Origin of the sequence: Kitasatospora sp. NPDC048407, from assembly GCF_043200475.1 — a bacterium.
Taxonomy (GTDB): Bacteria; Actinomycetota; Actinomycetes; order Streptomycetales; family Streptomycetaceae; genus Kitasatospora.
In genome coordinates this window covers 38,667-59,867 of the sequence record NZ_JBICXW010000001.1, presented here as the reverse complement: position 1 = coordinate 59,867, position 21,201 = coordinate 38,667, and the positions used below count along the sequence as shown (strand labels likewise).

At 72.4% G+C, this 21,201-nt stretch carries 23 protein-coding genes; 8 read left to right on the top strand and 15 right to left on the bottom strand.

The annotated features are described in order from the left end of the window. Nucleotides 1-305 precede the first annotated feature (305 nt). Nucleotides 306-1,088, bottom strand: coding sequence for an SGNH/GDSL hydrolase family protein (locus ACGFWJ_RS00295; protein ID WP_392943716.1), 783 nt, complete (start codon nt 1,086-1,088; stop codon nt 306-308). A gap of 148 nt (nt 1,089-1,236) precedes the next feature. Here ACGFWJ_RS00295 and ACGFWJ_RS00290 point away from each other — a divergent pair, with 148 nt between their 5' ends. After that, on the top strand, nt 1,237-1,368 hold the full coding sequence (locus tag ACGFWJ_RS00290; protein ID WP_387633717.1) for a DUF6126 family protein: 132 nt from the start codon (nt 1,237-1,239) through the stop codon (nt 1,366-1,368). 14 nt (nt 1,369-1,382) lie between these two features. Here the strand turns inward: ACGFWJ_RS00290 and ACGFWJ_RS00285 are convergent, their stop codons facing one another. Continuing rightward, the gene (locus ACGFWJ_RS00285) at nt 1,383-1,724 is read right to left on the bottom strand and encodes a MazG-like family protein (protein WP_392943714.1); all 342 of its coding nucleotides are present in this window, start codon (nt 1,722-1,724) and stop codon (nt 1,383-1,385) included. A gap of 143 nt (nt 1,725-1,867) precedes the next feature. Then, a complete protein-coding gene (locus ACGFWJ_RS00280) occupies nt 1,868-2,230 on the bottom strand; it encodes a UBP-type zinc finger domain-containing protein (protein WP_392943712.1) in 363 nt (120 codons plus the stop codon). 354 nt (nt 2,231-2,584) lie between these two features. On the opposite strand from ACGFWJ_RS00280, the gene ACGFWJ_RS00275 reads away from it, so the two are divergent. Continuing rightward, complete coding sequence (locus ACGFWJ_RS00275; protein WP_392943710.1) at nt 2,585-3,160, top strand: TerD family protein; 576 nt, start codon at nt 2,585-2,587, stop codon at nt 3,158-3,160. Between the two features lie 163 nt (nt 3,161-3,323). Next, complete coding sequence (locus tag ACGFWJ_RS00270) at nt 3,324-4,307, top strand: aldo/keto reductase (RefSeq protein WP_392943709.1); 984 nt, start codon at nt 3,324-3,326, stop codon at nt 4,305-4,307. A gap of 144 nt (nt 4,308-4,451) precedes the next feature. On the opposite strand, the gene ACGFWJ_RS00265 is transcribed toward ACGFWJ_RS00270, so the two are convergent. The 4 genes from ACGFWJ_RS00265 to ACGFWJ_RS00250 all read right to left on the bottom strand — a co-directional run bounded on the left by ACGFWJ_RS00265 (nt 4,452) and on the right by ACGFWJ_RS00250 (nt 7,819). Next, nucleotides 4,452-4,682, bottom strand: a complete 231-nt coding sequence (locus ACGFWJ_RS00265; protein ID WP_387633707.1) for a DUF6296 family protein — start codon at nt 4,680-4,682, stop codon at nt 4,452-4,454. A gap of 126 nt (nt 4,683-4,808) precedes the next feature. Then, the gene (locus ACGFWJ_RS00260) at nt 4,809-5,708 is read right to left on the bottom strand and encodes a hypothetical protein (RefSeq protein WP_387864503.1); all 900 of its coding nucleotides are present in this window, start codon (nt 5,706-5,708) and stop codon (nt 4,809-4,811) included. Continuing rightward, nucleotides 5,705-6,796 (bottom strand): SPFH domain-containing protein, encoded by a 1,092-nt coding sequence (locus ACGFWJ_RS00255; RefSeq protein WP_392943708.1) that lies wholly within the window; start codon nt 6,794-6,796, stop codon nt 5,705-5,707. The genes ACGFWJ_RS00260 and ACGFWJ_RS00255 overlap by 4 nt, the downstream gene beginning before the upstream one ends. 153 nt (nt 6,797-6,949) lie before the next feature. After that, nucleotides 6,950-7,819, bottom strand: coding sequence for an NAD(P)-dependent oxidoreductase (locus ACGFWJ_RS00250; RefSeq protein WP_392943707.1), 870 nt, complete (start codon nt 7,817-7,819; stop codon nt 6,950-6,952). Between the two features lie 213 nt (nt 7,820-8,032). Between ACGFWJ_RS00250 and ACGFWJ_RS00245 the strand changes: the two genes are divergently transcribed. Continuing rightward, complete coding sequence (locus ACGFWJ_RS00245) at nt 8,033-8,350, top strand: DUF6191 domain-containing protein (RefSeq protein WP_392943706.1); 318 nt, start codon at nt 8,033-8,035, stop codon at nt 8,348-8,350. Nucleotides 8,351-8,411: 61 nt separating this feature from the next. Here the strand turns inward: ACGFWJ_RS00245 and ACGFWJ_RS00240 are convergent, their stop codons facing one another. Next, nucleotides 8,412-9,188 carry a VOC family protein gene (locus ACGFWJ_RS00240; RefSeq protein ID WP_392943705.1) on the bottom strand — a complete coding sequence of 259 codons (777 nt, stop codon included), beginning with the start codon at nt 9,186-9,188 and terminating at the stop codon, nt 8,412-8,414. A gap of 186 nt (nt 9,189-9,374) precedes the next feature. Between ACGFWJ_RS00240 and ACGFWJ_RS00235 the strand changes: the two genes are divergently transcribed. Beyond that, nucleotides 9,375-9,782: a hypothetical protein gene (locus tag ACGFWJ_RS00235; RefSeq protein ID WP_392943703.1), complete on the top strand. Its 408-nt coding sequence runs from the start codon at nt 9,375-9,377 to the stop codon at nt 9,780-9,782. A gap of 84 nt (nt 9,783-9,866) precedes the next feature. Here ACGFWJ_RS00235 and ACGFWJ_RS00230 read toward each other — a convergent pair whose 3' ends face one another. From ACGFWJ_RS00230 to ACGFWJ_RS00220, 3 genes are all read right to left on the bottom strand, one after another. Then, nucleotides 9,867-10,736, bottom strand: coding sequence for an SGNH/GDSL hydrolase family protein (locus ACGFWJ_RS00230; protein WP_392943701.1), 870 nt, complete (start codon nt 10,734-10,736; stop codon nt 9,867-9,869). A 68-nt stretch (nt 10,737-10,804) separates the two neighbouring features. Beyond that, complete coding sequence (locus ACGFWJ_RS00225; RefSeq protein ID WP_392943699.1) at nt 10,805-11,995, bottom strand: glycosyltransferase; 1,191 nt, start codon at nt 11,993-11,995, stop codon at nt 10,805-10,807. Next, nucleotides 11,992-13,413, bottom strand: coding sequence for a glycosyltransferase family 4 protein (locus tag ACGFWJ_RS00220; RefSeq protein WP_392943697.1), 1,422 nt, complete (start codon nt 13,411-13,413; stop codon nt 11,992-11,994). Before ACGFWJ_RS00220 ends, ACGFWJ_RS00225 begins: the two co-directional genes overlap by 4 nt. Before the next feature lie 418 nt (nt 13,414-13,831). On the opposite strand from ACGFWJ_RS00220, the gene ACGFWJ_RS00215 reads away from it, so the two are divergent. Continuing rightward, complete coding sequence (locus tag ACGFWJ_RS00215) at nt 13,832-16,561, top strand: TIM-barrel domain-containing protein (protein WP_392943695.1); 2,730 nt, start codon at nt 13,832-13,834, stop codon at nt 16,559-16,561. A 160-nt stretch (nt 16,562-16,721) separates the two neighbouring features. Here ACGFWJ_RS00215 and ACGFWJ_RS00210 read toward each other — a convergent pair whose 3' ends face one another. Further along, a complete protein-coding gene (locus ACGFWJ_RS00210; RefSeq protein WP_387633688.1) occupies nt 16,722-17,144 on the bottom strand; it encodes an avidin/streptavidin family protein in 423 nt (140 codons plus the stop codon). A 280-nt stretch (nt 17,145-17,424) separates the two neighbouring features. On the opposite strand from ACGFWJ_RS00210, the gene ACGFWJ_RS00205 reads away from it, so the two are divergent. Both ACGFWJ_RS00205 and ACGFWJ_RS00200 read left to right on the top strand, forming a co-directional pair. Then, a complete protein-coding gene (locus ACGFWJ_RS00205) occupies nt 17,425-18,255 on the top strand; it encodes a pentapeptide repeat-containing protein (RefSeq protein ID WP_392943693.1) in 831 nt (276 codons plus the stop codon). Between the two features lie 154 nt (nt 18,256-18,409). Further along, nucleotides 18,410-18,646 (top strand): hypothetical protein, encoded by a 237-nt coding sequence (locus ACGFWJ_RS00200; protein WP_387864479.1) that lies wholly within the window; start codon nt 18,410-18,412, stop codon nt 18,644-18,646. A 216-nt stretch (nt 18,647-18,862) separates the two neighbouring features. Here the strand turns inward: ACGFWJ_RS00200 and ACGFWJ_RS00195 are convergent, their stop codons facing one another. From ACGFWJ_RS00195 to ACGFWJ_RS00185, 3 genes are all read right to left on the bottom strand, one after another. Further along, a complete protein-coding gene (locus ACGFWJ_RS00195) occupies nt 18,863-19,435 on the bottom strand; it encodes a rhodanese-like domain-containing protein (RefSeq protein WP_387633684.1) in 573 nt (190 codons plus the stop codon). A gap of 133 nt (nt 19,436-19,568) precedes the next feature. Beyond that, complete coding sequence (locus ACGFWJ_RS00190) at nt 19,569-20,543, bottom strand: sulfite exporter TauE/SafE family protein (RefSeq protein WP_392943691.1); 975 nt, start codon at nt 20,541-20,543, stop codon at nt 19,569-19,571. Beyond that, complete coding sequence (locus tag ACGFWJ_RS00185; RefSeq protein WP_392943689.1) at nt 20,540-20,917, bottom strand: rhodanese-like domain-containing protein; 378 nt, start codon at nt 20,915-20,917, stop codon at nt 20,540-20,542. The genes ACGFWJ_RS00190 and ACGFWJ_RS00185 overlap by 4 nt, the downstream gene beginning before the upstream one ends. Nucleotides 20,918-21,201 lie beyond the last annotated feature (284 nt).

Below are 21,201 nucleotides of genomic sequence, written 5' to 3'. Positions count from 1 at the left end.
GGGACTGCGGGCCGCCGACCGCGTGGGGGCGGGGCGGCCCGCAGTGGTGTCCAGGCGCTATTGGGCATGGCTGTCTGGGCCAGGGCATGGCTGGGCCAGGGTATGGCCAGGCCTGGGCATGTTCGGACCTGGGCATGGCTGGGCCAGGGCATGGCTGGGTCCGGGCATGGCTGGGTCCGGGCATGGCCGGGTCGAAGTCGGGTCTGGCGGTGGTGAATTGGGGCTCGGGCCGGGTGGGTTGCGTCCGGGCCGGGTGGATCGGGTCTCGGGACGCGTGGATTGCGCCTCGGGCGGGCCGGGTCGGGTCAGAGCGGGAGCAGCTCCGGGCGCTTCGCCTCGATGTGGTCGCCGGACGACTCGCCGCGCAGGCGGCGGCCCACCCACGGCAGCAGGTAGGTGCGGGCCCACTGGAGGTTCTCCCGGCGCTGCTCGGCCGGGGTGGCGACCGGCGCCGGCGGCCAGGCGGCCTCCGGGTCGCCGACCTCGGTCAGGCCGAGGGCGCGCGCCGCCAGCAGCGCCACCCGCTGGTGGCCCTCCGGCGACAGGTGCAGCCGGTCGTCCGACCAGGCCCGGCGGTCGTGCACCGCCCGCAGCGACCACAGGTCCGCGACGGCGAGACCGTTGCGGTCGGCGATCGCCCACAGGTGCGAGTTGTAGGTTGCGACCTTGCCGCGCAGGTGGCGCAGCACCGGCACGTTGCGGGTGTCGAAGCCGGTGCAGATCAGCACCTTCCCGGCGTGCTCGCGCAGTTCCAGCACGGCCGACTCGAAGTGCTCGGCGATCAGGTCCGGGTCGCTGCCCGGACGCAGGATGTCATTGCCGCCGGCGCACAACGTCACCAGATCGGGCTGGAGTTCGCGAACCTTCGGGACCTGCTCGGTGACGATCTGGTCCAGCAGGCGGCCGCGCACGGCCAGGTTGGCGTACCGGAGATCGGACTCCGGGCGCCGCTCGGCCAGCATTCCGGCCAGCCGGTCGGCCCAGCCGGCGAACTTCCCGTCGGGGCCGGGGTCGTTCAGGCCCTCGGTGAAGCTGTCACCGAGTGCGGCGTAGGAACTGAGGTCGAGGGTCTCCTGGTAGTCGGCCATGGAGGAGATAGTTCACTGTGTGAAGTGACCTACGCCACCGTAGGTGGCCCTAAGTGGCCCGTGATCTCCGCCACGGGCCCCGTACGGCGTACCCTGCAAAGGCCGGAACGGCAGAACCGGGACGGGACAGGACGACAGGAGGACCGACGTGACCAGCTCCGCCGTGCGTGAGGAGAAGGCGCGGCGCAAGCAGATGCTGATCCGTGCGCTGATCTACATCGTGGGCACCCACGTGTTCGCCGGATTCGTGCTCCTGCTGTTCGCCGTCGGGCACCGCTGACGGGGCGTACCGCCTCAGTTCGGGGCGGCGTCGGACTCCGGCGTCGGCAGCGCGCGGGCAGCGACCTTCGCCAGGTGCGCGTCGAACGCGGCGGCCGGGTCCGGATGCACCCGGGTCAGCGCGACCATCGCGGTGATCACCACGTCGCACAGTTCGCCCGCCACGTCGTCCCAGGTGTGCGAGAAGCCCTTGCGCGGGTTCTGGCCGAGTGCGCCGATCACCGCCTCGGCCACCTCGCCGGCCTCCTCGCTGATCTTCAGACACTGCAACACCCGTTGCATCTCCGGGGGTTGAGTACTTCCCTCGGCCAGCCACGCCGCCAGCCGCCGCACCGTCTCCCACTGCTGCGCGTCCACGTTCCCGCCCCTTCGCCGTCGCTGTCGCCGTCGCCGCCGCTGCCGGTCCGTGCGGGTGGCCGCGCCGGCCCGCGTCGCACCACAAACCGACCGTACCCGGCACGGATGGTGGCGCGGGTACGGTCGGTTGTGGTGGGCGGGAGTCAGCGCAGGCGCTGCTGCCAGTCGATCGGGACGCGGCCGGCCGGGCCCGGGGTGGGCTGGGTGACCGGGTGCGCGGACGGGCCGGCGAGCGGCGGGCCCTCGTAGAACTGTTCGGTCTCGGTGTTCCAGAACCAGTCCTCGCCCGGTTCGAAACTGGTCAGGAACGGGTGGCCGGCCGACCGGGCGTGTGCGGTGGCGTGCTGGGACGGTGAGGAGTCGCAGCACCCGATGTGTCCGCACGCCGCGCACCTGCGCAGGTGGAACCACCAGCCCTGGCCGTCGCCGGCCAGACACTCCACGCAGCCGTCGCCGCTGGGCGGCACCTTCGGATCGATACCGGGGATCGTCGTGTCATCACTCATCTGGGGCACCTCCTCGGAAAGGGTATGCCCGGGGCGACGGCCGACGCCGGTAGGCGGCCCCGGCGCGGCGCGGCGGGTGACCTGGGCGGCGCGCGGCGGGTGACCTGCGGGGGGACGCCGTGGTCGGACCTCGCGAGAACCGATCCGACGATCAGGCCGGTGCCGCTCGGTGTGGTGCCGTCAGATCCGGTGCCGCGCGGTGACTTTTGGGACGCTGCTGGTGCGAAGGTGGATTCCGTCCTGTTCTACAGTGCTGTAGATTCAACTTCGGGGCCTGCGCCCGCATCACGCGGCGGCTGCCGGCCGCCGGGCCGAACTACCGGGCCCGGTACGGGGATACCACAGGAGGGCAACATGGGAGTCTCGCTCGCCAAGGGCGGAAACGTCTCGCTGACGAAGGAGGCCCCGGGGCTCACCTCCGTCATCGTCGGCCTCGGTTGGGACGTCCGGGCCACCACCGGCGCGGACTTCGACCTCGACGCCAGCGCGCTGCTGTGCAGCGAGGCCGGACGGGTCCTCAGCGACCAGCACTTCGTCTTCTACAACAACCTGCGCAGCCCGGAGGGTTCGGTCGAGCACAGCGGCGACAACCTCACCGGTGGCGGCGACGGCGACGACGAGCAGATCCGGGTCGACCTGACGGCCGTTCCGCCGCAGGTCGCGAAGGTCGTCTTCCCGGTGTCGATCTACGACGCCGAGCAGCGCCGCCAGAGCTTCGGCCAGGTCCGCAACGCCTTCATCCGGGTCGTCAACGACGCCGACGGTGCCGAGGTCGCGCGCTACGACCTGAGCGAGGACGCGTCCACCGAGACCGCGATGGTCTTCGGTGAGCTCTACCGCTACGGCGCCGAGTGGAAGTTCCGCGCCATCGGCCAGGGCTACGCCTCCGGCCTTCGGGGCATCGCGCTGGACTACGGCGTCAACGTCTGAGCGGGCGTCGGCCCTTGGCGGGTACGCACCGCTGATCGAGCCGGGCCGTCCCGGTGCCGTTGGGCGCCGGGGCGGCCTTCGGGTCTGCACGGCCGGTGGGGCCGGTGCCGTCCGGGGAGTGTCGGGGGTTGGGCCGCGTCGGGCATTGTGGCAGGCTCGGCGCATGGAACAGCGTGTACTTGGCCGGACCGGGCGTCCGGTGTCGGTGGTGGGTCTCGGGACGTGGCAGCTGGGCGCCGACTGGGGCGTGGTGCTGGAGGACGACGCGCTGGCGGTGCTGGACGCCGCCGCCGACGCCGGGGTGACGTTCTTCGACACCGCCGATGTCTACGGGGACGGCCGCAGCGAGCAGTTGGTCGGTCGCTTCCTGAAGTCCCGCCAGGACGACGGCCTGCTGGTCGCCACCAAGCTCGGCCGCCGGCTGCCGCAAGTGCCGGAGAACTACACCCTCGCCAACTTCCGTGAGTGGACCGATCGTTCGCGTCGCAACCTGGGCGTGGACCGACTCGACCTGGTGCAACTGCACTGCCCGCCCACGGCGGTGTACTCCAGCGACGAGGTGTTCGACGCGCTCGACACCCTGGTCGAGGAGGGCCGCACCGCCGCGTACGGCGTCAGCGTGGAGACCTGCGCGGAGGCGCTCACCGCGATCGCCCGGCCCGGCGTCGCCAGCGTGCAGATCATCCTCAACCCGTTCCGGCTGAAGCCGTTGGACGAGGTGCTGCCCGCCGCCGAGAAGGCCGGCGTCGGCATCATCGCCCGCGTCCCGCTGGCGTCCGGCCTGCTGTCCGGGAAGTACACCAAGGACACCCTGTTCGGTGCGGACGACCATCGCACCTACAACCGGGACGGTTCCGCGTTCGACCAGGGCGAGACCTTCTCCGGCGTCGACTTCGCGACCGGGGTGGAGGCCGCCGACGAGTTCGCCCGCCTCGCCCCGCCCGGCGCCACCTCCGCGCAGACCGCGCTGCGCTGGATCGTCCAGCAGCCCGGCGTCACCAGCGTCATCCCCGGCGCCCGCAGCCCCGAGCAGGCCCGGGCCAACGCTGAGACGGCCGCTCTGCCGCCGCTGTCGCCGCAGACCCTGGACGCCGTTCAGGACCTGTACGACCGCCGCCTGCGGGCGCAGGTGCACTCGCGTTGGTGAGCGGCTGAGAGCCGGTCGACCGGAACGGAAGGGCCGGTTGACCGGAACGGAGAGGTCGGTTGACCGGAACGAACGGGAAAGCGCTTACCGGAAGGTGTCCGGCAAGCGCTTTCCCGTTGGTGTCGGCGGCGGGGAGGCCGAGGCTCAGGGCAGTGGTTCGGCGTGCATCGGCGTTCGCGGGGCCTGGTGGCCGCCGGTGGCCATCATCCGGACCTCGCCGGCGTCGCTGATCTCGGCCTGCACGATGCCGGAAGGGTCCGTGTACACCGGGTGCCCGCCGGGGCCTCGGGTGCCGGTCGCCTCGACCACCACCACGTCCTGTTCGGCGTGGCCTCCGGTCTCCCCGGGGAAGGTGAGAGCGAATCGTCGAGCCATGGCCGGACCTCCTTGCCGTCGTTCGTTCCATCCTAGGCAGGGCCCCGCCGCCGGTCGCTCCCGGACGGCGGGGCCCGCTGCCCGTCCGGCCTGCGGCGACGTGCGGTCGGGGGACGCGGGGCGGGCTCAGGCGAGCAGGTGGAGGCGTTGCGCGGCCGGGCCGACGCGGACGGTCTGGCCCCAGGTGAGGTGCAGGGCGTCGGACTCGATGCCGTCACCGAACGCCACCAGCCGCTCGGACTCCACGGTGAGGGCCAGCCGCTGCTCCGAGGTCAGCAGGCCCTCGACGCGCGAGGTGCCGGTGACCGGGGACGGCCACGCCTCCCGGACGAACCAGGACAGCTGCGGCACCGTCGGCGCGGGCAGCGGCAGCCGGCTGGACCGCTCCAGCCACGCCGAGCGGCACCACCCCGTCGCGCCCGTGCCGGTGCCGACGAGCACGCCCGAGGATGCCTGCGACTCAGCGTCGCCACCCGGTGCGGAGAGCCGGTAGCGGGCGGTCTGGTGGCCGGGCTGCCCGAGGTAGATCTCGTTCAGCGCCAGCAGCCGCTGGGTGTCGTCCGCCACCGCCTCCACCATGGTGCGCAACTCCAAGCGCCGCTCCGCGCCCGGCCCGACGGCCGCCCGCAGCAGCGGCCCGGCCTGCCCCGGACGGTGTCGCACCAGGACGCCCGGGTTGCGGCCCGGCTCCGCGTCGATGCCGATCACCGGCTGCCCCGACAGGTACTTGGCGGTGTTGGCGACCAGGCCGTCCTGGCCGACCACCACCACCAGGTCCTCGGGCCCGAACAGGAACCGGTCCAGGTCCGCCCGCTCCACCCGGGTCTGCCGCCAGTCCAGCGGCACCGCCGCCGACACCTCGGCCAGCGCACTCCGGGCCAGGTCGTGCCGCTGCTCCGCCTCGGCGAGCGAGCGCCCGCGGCCGGCGAGGAAGAACTCCGCCTGGCCGTGCGTCCCGTGATGGGCGATCAACTCCTGGTACTCGGTGCGCCGGTGGACCAGCACCACGCGCGGAGCGAGGCTCATCGGACCGGTCGATCCGTGTCGCCGGCCGGACCCGTCGGGGTGTGGGGCGTCGTGGCGGGCGTCGGGGTGGAGAGCCGGGTGAGCAGGCCGGTCAGCACGTCCGGGGTGAGGGTGACACTGTCGATCCGCGGCAGGTGCTCGGCCAGCCGGATCAGGGCCAGCGCCTGCAGGATCTCCGGTCCGACCTGCTGGTGCGCCGTCAGCCACGCCGCCTCGGCGGCCGCCTTCGCCTCGCCCAACGCCCGTACCGCCTCGGCCTGTTGAGTGGCCAGCGTGCCGGCCGCCTCGGCCTCCGCCACTGCCAGCCGGGTGCGCCGGGCGGCCTCGGAGTCGGTGCGCACCGCGTCCGCCGCCGCCTTCTGCTCCGCCTCGCGGCGCGCGTTCGCGCCCTGCTGCGCCACCAACTCCTCTTCGCGGCGCGCCAGTTCGATCTGGCTGGCGAGTTCGTTCTCGGCGATGGCGCGTTCCCGCTCGACCGCGACCGCGCGACGCTCGTAGGTCGCCCGGTCCGCCTCCTGCTGGACCTGCTCCCGGGCCGGGGTGCGCAGCGCCCGCTCCAGCTCGGCCTCGGGCCGGACGGCGGTGACGCGCACCGCGAGCACCGTCAGCCCGATTTCGCCCAGCCGGGGCTCGGTGCCCAGGCCTTCGGCGATCCGCTCGCGGACTGCCGTCACACCGTCAACCAGAGTGGCCGCAAGGGGAGTTCGGGCGATCAGCTGGAGGGCGTGCTGCTGCGAGGTCTCGGTGAGCAGGGTGGCGAGCTGGGCGAGCGGCTCGGCGCGCCAGCTGCCGGTGTCGGGGTCGATGCCGAAGTCCAGGCGGGCGGCGGCGACCGTCGGATCGCTGATCCGGTAGGTGACGGTGGCCTGCACCGCGAGATCCTGGAAGTCGGCCGTGCGGGCGTGGAACATCATCGCCAACTCGCGGTCGTCGACCGGTACTTCGGATATGGCGGCGGTGAGCGGCCGGAACCAGAAGGCGAGTCCGGCGCCTTCGTGGGTGAGCTGTCCGCCCCGGAGGTGGCGGATGTGGCTGGTCGGTGCGGAGCGCAGGTGGCGGAAGCCGAAGCGGCGGGTGATGTCGGCCATGGGAGTCGCGGCGTCCTCTCTTTTCGTCTCTATGACGATAAGCGGGCGTGCCGGTTGTCGTCAATACGACGAAAAGAGGGGGTGGGCTACGTTCGAGGTGGGCTGTGGGTGGCTGTGGTCCTGGTTCTGGAGTGGTTCCGGTGGCCGTGGGCCTCAGATGGCGGCCCGGGTGCGGGAGGTGGTGGAGATCGCGGCGAGGTCGCTCTCGCCGTGGCCGTGGGCGACGGCCTGCAGCAGCGAGTCGCGCAGCAGGGAGGCGAGAGGGAGGGGCGCGTTGGCGCCGGCGGCGGTGTCCAGGGCGAGGTTGACGTCCTTCAGCCCGAGTGTGAGGCGGAACCCGGCCGGGTCGAAGGACCGCTCGGTGATCATCGCGCCGTAGCCGGCGTAAACCGGGCCCGGGAAAAGGGAGTTGGTGAGGACGTCGAGCAGCGCCGACGGTGCGAGGCCGTTCGCCTCGGCGAGTACGGCGGCCTCCGAGAACGCCTCGATCGCTGACACCAGAAGGAAGTTGGCGCTGATCTTCGCCACGTTCGCGGCCGCCGGGTCCTCGCCGAGATGCCAGGTGCGCCGGCCCATCGCGTCGAACAGCGGTGCCACCCAGTCGAGTTCGGCCGCCGGACCCGACGCCAGGATGTTCAGGTTCCCGACCGCCGCGGCCTCCGCCCGGCCCAGCACCGGAGCCGCGATGTAACCCAGCCCGTGCTGCGCGTGCAACTCGGCGGCCCGGCGTGCCAGCCCCGGAGAGACGGTCGCCATGTTGACGTGCACGGCGGCCCGCGCGGCGGACAGCAACTCCTCGTTCAGCAACAGGCGTTCGACCACCTTGTCGTCCGCCAGCATCGAGATCGCCACCTCGGCGCCGAACGCCTCCGCGAGCGTCCCCGCCGCCGACGCCCCGTCCGCGACCAGCTCAGCCACCGGCTCCGCCGACCGGTTCCACACCCGCACCGAGTGCCCCGCATCCAGCAACCGACGGGCCATCGCCCGACCCATCGCACCCAGACCGACGAAACCGACGTCCATGCTCACTGCCTCCGGCGGGGTGGGTGCGAACGGTGCACGGTGCTCCGAGGGCGATGCTACGACGCGAATCCGCGAGTCGGCCGGTGCGGCGCGGCCGGGTGGCTGGGGTACGAGGGGTGTTGGCCGGGATGCGGTGGCTGTTCGCGGGGGATGCGCGAGGCCCTGTGCCGCGAGGCCCTGTGCGGAGGGCGGCCGGGCGGTGATACTGACCGAATGGGGTTCATCGTCTTCATGACGCTGCCGGGCCTGGTGCTGCTGCTCACCGCGCTCGCGGTGGTCGACCAGGTGCTGCTGCGGGCCGGTCGCGCCGGTCTCCTGCCGTGGCGGCCCGGCAGCCGGCAGGGGCAGGTCTCGGCGACCGGATTCGAGCAACTGCACGCCCAGTTCTCGGCGGGCAAGCAGAACGAGCTGAAGGAACGCCAGTCCGCGCTGATGCTTCGCGACGAGGACGAGGACGGCGCCCCGCCGAACCGCAGCCGGATCGACCTCGCGCGCGGCTCGGCCGTGATCCGCCTGCCGAAGCCCAACTGACCGGCGCTTACGGGGCGGTTCGCCGCAAGAGCCGGTCAGTTGGGCTTCGGCAGAGCGCGGATCAGTCCGTCGGCAGGGGCTGGACGAGGGTGAACGTCGCGCCCTGGTCGTCGGACGCCACGGACATCCGGCCGTACGGCGTGTCGAACGGGGCTTGAGTGACGCGACCGCCCAGGCCGGGCACCTTGGCCGCGGTCGAGTCGACGTTCTGCACGGCGAAGACGACCATCCAGTGCGCCGGCACTTCGCGCGGAGTGTCCGCCGGCAGTTCGCCGATCCCGCCGACCGTGCCGTGCGGCAGGTCGAGGGTGGAGTACTTCATCGAACCGTCGGACACCTCGCCGTACTTGTAGCCGAACACCTCGCGGTAGAACCTGCGGTTGCCCTCGTAGTCGCGGCTCATGTTCTCGTTCCAGGCGACCGTGCCGTCCTCGTTGGCGACGCCGAAACCGGTGTGGTCGCCGGACTGCCACACGCCGAACACCGCGCCGCCGGGGTCCGCCGCGATCGCCATCCTGCCGAGGGTCATCACGTCCATCGCGGGCGACAGGACCTTCCCTCCGGCCGCGGTGATCTTCGCGACGGTGTCGTCGACGTTGTCGGTGGCCAGGTAGGTGGTCCAGGCCGTGGGCATCTCGGGCTTCATCTTCGGGCCGATGCCGGCGATGTTCGCGCCGTTCTTCAGGGCCAGGCTGTAGCCGCCGACGTCCTTGCCGCCGCGCTGGACCTGCCAGCCGAGCAGACTGCTGTAGAACGTGACGGCCTTGTCGAGGTCGTCCGCGGACAGATCGACCCAACAGGGCGTTCCAGCAGGCCATGCGGTGTTTCGGGTGACCATGTGTGCCTCCGAGTGGTCCGGGTTGCCGGATTGAGCACTGCACCGTAACCGGGCCACCGAGACCGCGCCGGGGCCGAAGGGCGGCACTTAACCCGTTCCAGGGAGGGGATTCGACTGTTTGCCGCCGCCGAACGTCTCGACCGGACAGCGCTCGGGAGGGGGCCGCCCGCTGGCAGGATGAGCGGCATGAACGCCGAGGAAAGCCCAGTTCTCGAAGACCTCGTCAACTGGCGTGGTGAACTCGACGACCTGGTGCGAAATGCACGCCGCGCAGGTCAATCGGCCCACGCCGTCGTGGATCGCGCCGTCGTGGATCGCGCCGCCCTTGAGGCCGCCCTGGCCAAGGCCGCCGACGGCCTTGTGGCATCGGCCGAGCTCACCACGTGGGCCCAGGTGGTGCACCTCCACGATGGCCTGGACCTCGAGGACGGTCATGAGGACTTCGTGGCGCAGTTCCTCTTCGAGGCATCGACCCCAGAACTCTTCGAACCGATCACGCCTGAGTTCTGTCAACGCTGGCTGGACAAGATCCGCGCCTCACTCGCGAGTTCGAAAGGTGTCGAACGAGGCACGGAGCGCGACCAGCGGGACTGAACGACCAACCTTGCCGGTCGCGCGGTGACCGGGGTGCCCGCTCCGGGGGCGTGGCGCGCCGGTGGCCCCGGCAAGTGCGTTGCGCTAGCGGGGCGTTGAGGTCTTCGCGGTGCGCGGGGCCGGCTGGGGGCCGGGTGTGGTGAGGCGGGCGATGATGGCGGCGGTGGTTCGGGCCTCCGCGTGGTCGAGGCGACGGGACGAGCCGCGGAGGAGATGGCGGGCCTCGATCGCGGCGAGGGCGAGCAGGCCGGGGAGCAGGTCGGTGGAGCGGGCCGCCAGCCAACGGGTGCCACGGGTGGCCATCCACCACAGGTCGGCGCCGGGGACGGAGGCGGGGGTCGGCAGCTCGGCGGGCGGCGGGCCGACCGGATGGCCGGATTCGGCGAGCAGGGTGTGGAAGCCGCGGGCGATCAACTGGTGCCCGGCGGCGCTGGGGTGGAGCCGGTCCACGCTCAGCAGGCTGCGCCGTTCCGTCCAGGGCAGGTCCGCGAGGTGCAGGTGCACCGCGTGGTGGTGCTCGGACAGTGCGTGGATCACCGCGTTGACGCCGCGCATCCGGCGCGCCAGTGGGCGGGCGAGCGGTGCGGGAAGTCCCAGCAGTCGGCCCGGGTCGGGCAAGCAGGCGGTGAGCGGGACGGTGCCGGATGACGCCAACGAGGATAGAGCAGCGCCGAATTGACGGGCCGTCAGATCGAGGTCGAAGGAGGCTCGCAGGGTGTCGTTGCCGCCCACCAGCACTGCCGCGTACTGCGGGCGCAGGGCGAGTGCGGTGGGTAGTTGGGAGACCAGCAGGTCGCGGCTGAGGGCGCCGCTGTTGGCGAGGTTGCGGAAGTCCACGGGGCCTGGCGAGAGGCTGGGCGCGAGCAGTGCCGCCCAGCCTCGCCAGCCGCCGGGGACGGGGTCGCCGACGCCCTCGGTGAGGGAGTCGCCGAGCGCAGCGAACCGAACCGTCATCACGTCCCTCCAGTGGGGTTGGGTGGGTGTGGAATGCGGTGGGGGAGTGGGCAGTTGGGGTCTGCGCACTACGGTGCGAGGTGGTGGGCGGCGGGTGTGGGGACGGTGGCGTGGTGGGCGGCGGGTGTGGGGACGGTGGCGTGGTGGGCGGCGAGGAAGGCGGTGACGGCGGCGTCCCAGCTGAACCGTTCGGCCCGGGCGCGGGCGGCGGCCCGGCGTTCGGCCTCGGGGCGGTCCAGCAACTTCCTTATGGCGTCGGCGAATCCGGGGCCGGTGTCGGCGGCCGCGAGGCCGGCCCGGCCGACCACCCGGGGCAGTGCGGAGGAACGGCTCACCGCGACGGGGGTGCCGCAGGCCAGCGTCTCGAGTGCGGCCAGGCCGAAGGTCTCCACCGGGCCCGGCGCGATCGCGGCGTCGGCGGTCGCCAACAGGGCTGCCACGTCGGCGCGTTCGGCCAGGTGGCCGAGGAACGTCACGGGCAGCCGTAGTTCGGTGGCCTGCCGCTCCAGGCGGCGGCGCAGCGGGCCCGTCCCGGCGACGGCCAGCACCGCCGGGACGCGGTGGTGGCGGCGCAGCTCCGCCAGTGCCTGAAGCGCCCGTTCCGGACGCTTCTCGCCCGACAGCCGCGAACACATCACCAGCAGCACCTGGTGCGGATCGGCCAGTCGCGCCCGCAGCGCCGGGTCGTGGCGGGCGGGGTGCATGGTCGTCAGGTCGACACCCAGCGGTGCCTGGGCGAGGTTGTCGGCGCCGATCCGCTCGAACTCCTCGGCCGCCCACGCCGTCGTGCACAGCACCGTGTCGTAAGCCTGCGCGGTGCGGGAGTTGAGCCGGTCCGCGAGGCCGCGTGCCGCGGGCCGGGGCAGGCCCCAGGTGCCGAGGACGCCCGTGGCGCTCTCGTGCGAGACCATCATCGACCGCACTCCGTGCGCTCCGGCCCAGGCGCCCGTCCAGCGCAGCGTGGTGCGGTCCGAGACCTCCAGTCGGTCCGGCGCCAACTCCTCGAGGACGGCCGCGAGGTGACGACGGTCCCGGAGCACCCGGTAGCCGCCGCTGCCCGGCACCCGGGGCCCGGGCAGCGTGATCACCCGGCCCTGCTCGGTCCACTCCTCGCTGCGGCGCGGCCCCGGGACGACCAGCACCGGCTGGTGGCCCGCCGCCAGGTAGCCCGCACCGAGGTGCCGGAGCGCCGTACGCAGGCCGCCGGACACCGGCGTGACGAAGTTCGCCACCCGGACGATACGCAGTTCGCTGTTCACGCCGGCTGCTCCTCGACCAACTGACCGGCCGTGCGAGCGGTGAGGTCGGAGCCGGGCTGCACGTCGGCGGGGGTGGAAGGGGAGGGCTGCGGAGGTGTCGCTGGCGGCGGGACGGTGGCCGGTGTGTCGGCGTCGGCGTCGGCGGAGGTCGGGGAAAGCGCTTTCCCGTTGGTGCGGGCCTGAACGGGGACCGACGGCCCGTCGTTCGGGGTGGCAGTTGGCCCGGCCGTGCTGGAAAGCGTTTTCCCGTTGGTGTGGGGAGGTGTGCCCGCAGGGCGGGTGCGGTGCTCGGTGAGGACGTCCTCGTAGTGCTGGATGAGCTGGTCGCCGACGGCCTCCCAGGTGCGGTCGGTGACGTCGGTGCGGCCGGCCGCGCCGTAGCGGGTGCGGACGTCGGGGGCGGCGGCGAGGGTGGCGACGGCGCGGGCGACGGCCCCGGGGTCGCGCGGGGCGACCAGCAGGCCGGTGCGGTGGTGGCCGACCAGGTCGAGCGGGCCGCCGACGGCCGGTGCGACCGCGGGGACGCCACTGGCCATCGCCTCCTGGATGGTCTGGCAGAAGGTCTCCAGCGGGCCGGTGTGCACGAACACGTCCAAGGTGGCGAAGCAGCGGGCGAGTTCGGCGCCGGTGCGGCGGCCGAGGAACACCGCGCCGGGCATCGCGGCCTTCAATGCGGGGGCGCTCGGTCCGTCGCCGATCACCACGACCCGCACCCCGGGCAGCCGGGAGGCCTCGGCGAGCAGGTCGACCCGCTTCTCCGGGGCGAGCCGCCCGACGTAGCCGACCAGCACCTCGCCGCCGGGGGCGAGCGAGCGGTGCAGGGCCTCGTCCCGGTGGTCGGGGTGAAAGCGCGCGGAGTCGACGCCGCGCGCCCAGATCCGGACGTTGCGCACGCCGTGCGCGGTCAGGTCCTGGGCGGCGGGGGTGGACGGGGCGAGATTGCGCGCGGCGGACCGGTGCACGGATCGGATCCGTGCCCAGGCGAGCGCCGAGCCCAGCCCCCGTCCCATCCGGTACGCCTGCGCGTACCCGGCCAGGTCGGTCTGGTAGACGGCCACCGTCGGCAGGTCGAGGCGCTCGGTGATCCGGGCGGCCCGCGCACCGAGCACGAACGGACTGGCGAGGTGCACCACGTCCGGTCGGTGGGAGGTCAGCGCGGCGGCCAGGCGGCGGCTGGGCAGCGCGATGCGTACCTGCGGGTAGCGGGGCAGCGGAACGGACGGAATGCGCACCACCGGCAGCGGTTCCCGGTCCGGGCCGAAGGACTGCGGCGGGCAGTGTGCGCCGCGGGCCGGCGCGGGCGTGATCACCAGTGGCTGGTGACCCCGCCGGACGAGGTGTTCGGCGGCCCGCAGCACGCTGTGGGCCACGCCGTTGACCTCGGGCGGGAAGGACTCGGTGACGATGGCGACTCGCATGCCAACGTTGTGGCCAAACAGGGCGTGCGCCCGGACAAAGGGATCTTTCCCGCAGGCGAACGTCTGCCGCCATTTCCGCACACCCAGGTGGCGCGGCTGCCGGCCCGTCGTGCGTTTCGCGCAAATGCTCTGCGCACTGTGCGCGAAGCTGCGCAGAACGCGGCTTGAACGAACACTTGACGTCATGTCGGCTTGCTGCTGCGATATGTACCGCTCAACTCGCCGGATCGGCCCCACCCCTCAACCGAACGGCCCCACAAGCGACTTGGCGCACCCCCACCCCCTCATCCGGTTCGGCCCGGCGACGCACTTCCCACCCTCCGCCCCCGCCCGTACAGGAGGAACCAGCATGCGAACCCCACTGCCAAGGCCGGGTAGCCCGAGCCGTCGGTACACAGCGGCCACGCTCGTGCTGCTGATGCTGGCGACACTGTTCGCAGTCGTCGGCCCGGCCGCCGCCGCGCGCGCCACCACCGCCGGCAACGCCACCGGCGTCACCCGCTCAGGCGACACGTTCACCGTCACCACCTCCGGCAAAGCCGCCGCCCGGATCCAGCTGGCCCGCGCCGACATCTTCCGGATCTGGCTCTCGCCGAACGGCAAGTTCACCGACGACCCGGCCGGCAGCGACCTCGCCGTCACCACCTCCTTCGGCAGCGTCGGCGCCACCCTCGCCGACGCCGGAACCTACTGGCACATCGACACCAGCGCGATCACCCTGCGGATCAACAAGTCCCCGCTCACCTTCGCGCTCTACCGCGCCGACAACACCACACTGCTCTGGGCCGAATCCCAGCCCACCAGTTGGACCACCAGCCAGGCCACCCAGTACCTGAACCGCGGCGCGGACGAGCAGTTCTACGGCACCGGCCTGCACCTGGGGGAGTGGGCGTTGCGCGACAAGACCGTTCCGGTCGCCGTCTCCAACCAGTGGACCGAGAACAGCAACGCCAGCCCCGCCCCGTTCTACATGTCCACCAACGGCTACGGCGTGATGCGCAACACCTGGGCCCCCGGCAGCTACAACTTCGGCACACCCGCCCAACTCACCCACAACGAAAGCCGGTTCGATGCCTGGTACTTCGCCGGGAACTCACTGAAGGACGTGCTGAACGCCTACACCGACGTCACCGGCAAACCCTTCCTCGCCCCCATCTGGGGACTCGAACTCGGCAACGCCGACTGCTTCAACGCCTCCAACCCCGCCTACACGGGCGACCACAACCGGCTGCGCCACCAGACCACGCCCGACGTGGTCGGCTACGCCACCGACGCCCGCGCCGCCGACATGCCCTCCGGCTGGTTCCTGCCCAATGACGGCTACGGCTGCGGCTACACCGACCTGCCCGCGGCAACCGCCGGCCTGAACGACCGCGGCTTCCACGCCGGCCTGTGGACCTCCACCGGCCTGAGCAACATCAACTGGGAAGTGGGAACGGCCGGTTCGCGCGCCGTCAAGACCGACGTGGCATGGATCGGCGGCGGCTACAAGACCGCGTTCACCGGCGTCAACCAGGCCGTGGCCGGCATCGAGAACAACTCCGACGGCCGCCGCTTCGTCTGGACCGTGGACGGCTGGGCCGGCACCCAGCGCAACGCCGTCGTGTGGACCGGCGACACCCACGGCACCTGGGACGCCATGCGCTGGCACGTCCCGTCCATCGCGGGAGCGGGCCTGTCCGGCCTCAACTACGCCTCCGGGGACGTCGACGGCATCTACGACGGCAGCCCGAAGACCTACGTCCGCGACCTCCAGTGGAAAGCCTTCACCCCCGCCTTCATGACCATGTCCGGCTGGGGCGCGAGCAACCCGTCCACCGGCTACAACGACAAGCAGCCCTGGCGGTTCGCCGACCCGTACCTGTCGATCAACCGCAAGTACCTGCAGCTGAAGATGCGGCTGATGCCGTACATGTACACCATGAGCCGGATCGCCACCGACACCGGCGTGCCCGCCACCCGCGCCATGGTGCTCGAATACCCGGAAGATCCGGTCGCGCGAGGGAATTTGACGAGCGGTCAGTTCATGGCGGGTGATTCGTTCCTGGTCGCCCCCGTGGTCAGCGACACCTCCGTGCGCGACGGAATCTACCTGCCCGCAGGCAACTGGGCCGACTACTGGACCGGAAAGACCTACACCGGCCCGGGCTGGCTCAACGGCTACAGCGCACCGCTCGACACCCTGCCGCTGTTCGTCAAGTCCGGTGCCATCGTGCCGATGTGGCCGCAGATGAACTACACGGGCGAGAAGCCCGCCTCCACCCTGACCTACGACATCTACCCGCGCGGGAACTCCTCCTTCAGCCTCTACGAGGACGACGGCACCACCCGCGCCTACCGGAGCGGCGCCTACTCCCGCCAGCAGGTCAACGTCACTGCGCCCAGCGGGGGTTCGGGTGACGTCACGCTGGCCGTCGCCGCCGCGAACGGCAGCTACACCGGTCAACTCGCCGCCCGCGACTACGAGTTCACCGTGCACGCGGCAAGCGCACCGAACGGCGTCACGGCGGGGGCGTCCACGCTGGTCCGGCTGAGCAGCAAGGCCGCGTACGACGCCGCAAGCACCGGTTGGTACTTCGACGCCGCCGACCGTTCCGGCACGCTCTGGATCAAGGCCGGCAACCACGCCGTCACCAGCGCCTTCAGCGTCACCGCGACCGGCCTCACGCTGCCCACCGGTACCCCCGTCACCGCCAGCGGCCCCATCCCGCAGGCGAATTGGAAGGTCGTCTCCACCGACAGCCAGGAGACCGCCGCGGAGAACGGCGCCGCGACCAACGCCATCGACGGCAACAGCGGCACCCTCTGGCACACCCAGTGGTCCACCACCGCCACCCCGCTGCCGCACGAGATCCAAATCGACCTGGGCGCCCGCTACAGCGTCGACAGCCTGACCTACCTGCCCCGCCAGGACGGCGGCGTCAACGGCCGGATCGGCAACTACGAGATCTATGTCTCCGACAGCACCAGCAGTTGGGGCGCCCCCGTCGCGGCCGGGACGTTCGCCGACACCTCGGCCGCGAAACCCGTCAACTTCACTGCGAAGAGCGGGCGTTACGTACGTCTACGAGCCCTGAGCGAAGCCGGCAACCGAGGCCCGTGGACCAGCGCCGCAGAGATCACCGCCACTGGAACGCCCATGCCGTAGCCGAGAGTTCGCCGCGCGCCTCGTGCCTGCCCCGACCCGCCACGCGGGAAGGGGCGGGCACGAGGGCGTTCTGCGCGGGGTGCTCAGGGCGACGGCGCGCTCAGGGCGACGGCGCTCAGGGCGGCAGTGCTGAGGGCGACGACGCTCAGGGCGGCGGTGCTCAGGGCTTCGGATGCGGCAGCGGGCGCGCAAGCCGGCGGACCTCGTCCAGTCGGGCCGGGTCGGGCTCCTGGCGGGTGAAGAGATCGTGCCCGACCACCGTCGACTCCCACTCGTCCGGAGCCTCCGCGGAACGCGTCAGCAGCCAGGCCGCCGAGATCCACTCCGCCCCGTTCCGCTGGTACTGGCCGCTCCAGGCCGTCACCGAACCCGCGTCGCCCAGCTCGTTGTGCCACGCCACCGCCCAGCCCACTGCCGTCCCGTGCCCGGGCTGCGCCGGTGCCACCAGGCGTCCCACCAGCGGATACGCTCCGCTCGCCAGGCCCGTCGCCGAGACGTAGGTGCCGGTCAGTGAACCCTCCGGACCCTCCACCAACCGCATGTGCGAACCCAGTTCGCTGTACCAGTCGCCGGTGATGCCCACGCTGCTCCTCCCGTCGTCGCCCCCGGCCGCACCGTGTCCGGCCCGGACACGGCAGCCACCACTGTGCCGCCCCCGGCCGCCCGGGCAACGGCGACGCGCGGACGTCCCACGACGGATGACCCGAGCTGCGGACGCCCCGGGGCCGCTGAGAACCTGCCGCCCCGGGGCCCGGATGCCCCCGGGGGCGGGTGCACCCCCGCGACCGGGGAGAATGGTGTCCGGACGGAACGATCCGAGCCCGCCGCCCCGCCCCGCCCCGCCTCGCAGGAGACCCCGCACCGTGACCGATCAGCAGCACCCCACCCAGACCGGCCGTCGCCTCGACCTGCTCGCCGACTGCTCCTCCTGCTTCGGGCTGTGCTGCGTCGCCCTGCCCTTCGCCAAGTCCGCCGACTTCGCGGCCAACAAGAACGCCGGCACCCCCTGCCGCAACCTCGACGCCGACTACCGCTGCGGAATCCACGTCAAGCTGCGCGACCGCGGCTACCAGGGCTGCACCGTCTTCGACTGCCTCGGCGCCGGCCAGAAGATCTCCCAGCACACCTTCGAAGGCCGCAGCTGGCGCGAAGACCAGGACACCGCCCGACAGATGTTCGACGCCTTCCCGGTGATGCGGCAACTCCACGAACTGCTCTGGTACTTGACCGAGGCGCTGGAGCTCCCCAAGGCCCGTCCGGTGCACGCCGAACTGCGCCGCGCGAGTGATGCCATTGACGAGCTGACCCGCCGGGACGCCGCCGCCCTGATCGCCGCCGACGTCCCCGCGATCCGCGCCGAGACCAGCGAACTCCTGCTGCGGGCCAGCGAGTTGACTCGCAACGCGCTGCCCGGCAAGAAGCGCAACCACCGCGGCGCGGACCTGATCGGAGCCAGGCTCAAGGGTGCCGACCTGCGTGGCGCGAACCTGCGGGGTGCCTACCTGATCGCCGCCGACCTGTCCGGTGCGGACCTGCGCAGTGCCGACCTGATCGGGGCCGACCTGCGCGACGCCGACCTGCGCGGCGCGGACCTGACCGGGGCGCTGTTCCTGACGCAGTCCCAACTGGCCGCCGCCAAGGGCGACTCCACCACCAGCATCGGCCCCGGACTGGTCCGGCCTGCGCACTGGTGACGCGCCGGTTCGCCCGGTAGGTGGGTGGGCGTGGCGCGTCGGAGGGGGCGCGAGGGGCGCGCGGGGACCCCGGAAACGGGATTAATGGACTGCGGCCGGTGCGGCGCGCGCGTATGGTCATGAACTCCCCGACGCGAGAGGAGGATCATCCGCGATGGGACTGTTCAGAGACGCCCCGCCCACTGCACATCCGGAGTTCACCAACCTACGGTTCATGGCCGCCGGTTCGCCCTCGTGGTGGAAACGCAACCGCCACAAGGTCGTTGGCATCGTCGGCCTGCTGATCGGATTCTGGCTGGCCGGACACCACGACACCGCAGCACCCGCAACACCGGCGGCACCCGCGGCGCCCACCGCACCCGCTGGGTCCTGCACCCCGACCGGGCACTGACCGCCGGGCACGGACCGTTGGAAAGTGACACCGAACGCTGATTGACCGGCGCCGCCCGTGAGTTGGGGTTCGGCCGTCGACGACCGATGACACACGTAGGCCCTCGGTGCCACCCGTTCAGACAACGGGTGGCACCGAGGGCCGAGTTCACTCACCGCCGCTCGGCCTGGCGTCCGGATCGGACACGGGGCGCTTCGACGGAGGTGGCTTCAGGCGTCACTTGCCGCCGTGCAGGGCGCTGAGCGTCGCCTCGAACGCGGCACCGGAGTTGCGCGGACGGTTGTACGGCAGCTTGCTCAGCATCGAGCCCATCGCGCAGGTGTTGGTGGCCGCCGAGAACGCCAGACCGAAACCGACCGCGGCCGACACCCAGCGCGCGCCTGGTACGGCCAGGTCGACCACGACGCCGGCCAGCACCAGCGAGCCCGCCACCATCCGGACCTGGCGGTCCAGGCCCCATCGGACCTTCTCGCCCGGCACCTTGTTCAGCTGGTGGCCGCCGGCCGCCCAGGCGGCGGTCCCGCCGGAGACCAGCAGCGTCGTGATCCCGGCGGCGGACAGCTGCTCGCACGCGTTGACGGCCCGGGCGCCCGAGGCGCAGGTGATCGCCAGCTCGCCGCGGGCGGCGGCGGCGCGCAGGGCGGGCAGCGCCTGCGACAGCTGGTCCAGCGGCACGTTGTGGGCGCCGGGAATGTGGCCGCCGGCGAACTCGCCGGGCGACCGCACGTCGATGACGGTCAGCTGCTGAAGCCGGGGCTGGAGCTGGTCGACGGTCAGGGGCGTGGTCATAGGTAGTGGGGCCTTTCGGGCAGGAGTGACCCGGCATGCGGTTGCCGCCGGGCGGGGGAGTGGACCGAAAGCGCAGGTGGGGCTGCGCGGTGGAGGTGGCGCGGTGCCTGGCGCGGGGCTGTGGGCCCGGCGGTCAGAGCACGGCGTCCACCAGCATCAGGGCGGCGACCGCGAGCAGGGCGCCGGCGAAGATGCGCTGCAGGGTGCGGCCGGACAGCTTGGACGCCAGCCGCTTGCCGTCCCACGCGCCGAGGATCGCAGCGGCCGCGAACGGGCCGACCACGGCCCACGGGATGTCGGCGGCACCGCCGAGGCGGGGCAGCAGTGCGGACAGCGAGTTGAGCGTGATCACCAGCAGGCTGGTGCCGATCGCGTCGGCCATCGAGAACGCCAGGAACGACACCAGCGCGGGCACGGCGAGGAACCCGCCGCCGACTCCCAGCACGCCGGTCGCCGCACCCAGCCCCGCCCCCGCCAGCGCGGATCGCCGCGCGGACGCGGGAACGGGTGAGGTGGCGGACGTGTCCGGCTGATCGGTGTGGTCGTCGTGCTCGGAAGGCAACGGGAAAGCGTTTTCCGTGTGCGGGTCCGCGACGCGCAACGTCCCGGACGCGCCGTCGGCCGTCGCCTGCGACACGCCCGCTCCGCCGTCGAGCACCCGGGCCGGTTCCGGCGCCCGGGCCGGTTCCGGTGCCCGGGTCTGGGCCGGGATCGACGCGTGCCCCGCGACCCGGCGGCTGCGCGGCGCGCGTCCGGCGGACAGCATCCGCCAGGCGGCCAGTGCGGCGAGCAGGGCAAACGCGGCGGTCAGCGCCGAGCCGGGCAGATGACGGGAGAGGGCGCCGCCGAGTGCCGCGAACGGGAGTCCGGCGGCACCGAACAGCAGGCCGCTGCGCCAGCGGACGCGTCCGGCCTTGGCGTGCGCGACCAGTCCGGTGAGGGAGGTCACGGCGACGATCAGCAGGCTGGCGGTGGTCGCGGTGCCGGGAGTCAGGCCGAGCAGGTAGATCAGCGCGGGGACGGCCAGCATGCTGCCGCCGCCACCGAGTCCACCGAGGGCCAGCCCGACCACCGCGCCGGCGATCAGAGCGAGGATGACGGCGGTCATATCGCGGTGCCGCAGGAACACTCGCCCTGGTGCGACGGAAGCCCCGCCTGCAGCCAGGCGCGCATTCCGCCCACCACATTGACCGTCCGTACGCCGCGCGCGTTCAGCAGGTCGGTGGCCACCTGCGAACGGTTCCCGGAGCGGCACAGCGCCAGCACAAGCGGTCCGTCGGCGCCCGGTACGAGGTGCCCGTCGAGGGCGCCGGGGCTGTCCAGGCTGCCGAGCGGGACGAGGACCGAACCCGGGGCGTGCACCTCGGCGTACTCCGCGGGCTCGCGGACGTCGAGCAGCAGTGCCTCGCCGGCGGCGGCCAGGCGGTGCGCCTCGGCGGCGTCGATCTGCGCGGGAGCGGGCGGCTGGTGGAACAGGGCCACGGGGTCCTCCTGGGCGGTGATGAGGGTGGGACGTGCGGGAGTGGTGCGGGGTCCTCCGGCGGTACTTCGCGGCGCTCGGCCGTCCCGAGGAAGATACCGGAGGGGGTATATCGTTGGGATCGAGCATATACCCCCACCCGTATCGCTCGGGATCCGCTACAGTCGAGAACTGCCTGCAATAATACCCATGGGGGTATCGGCGGGCTCGGGTGTCGGGCATATCGGCCCCGCACCCGTACCCGCCCGCGGCTCCGCACCCGTATCGCGCCCGCACCTCCACCCTC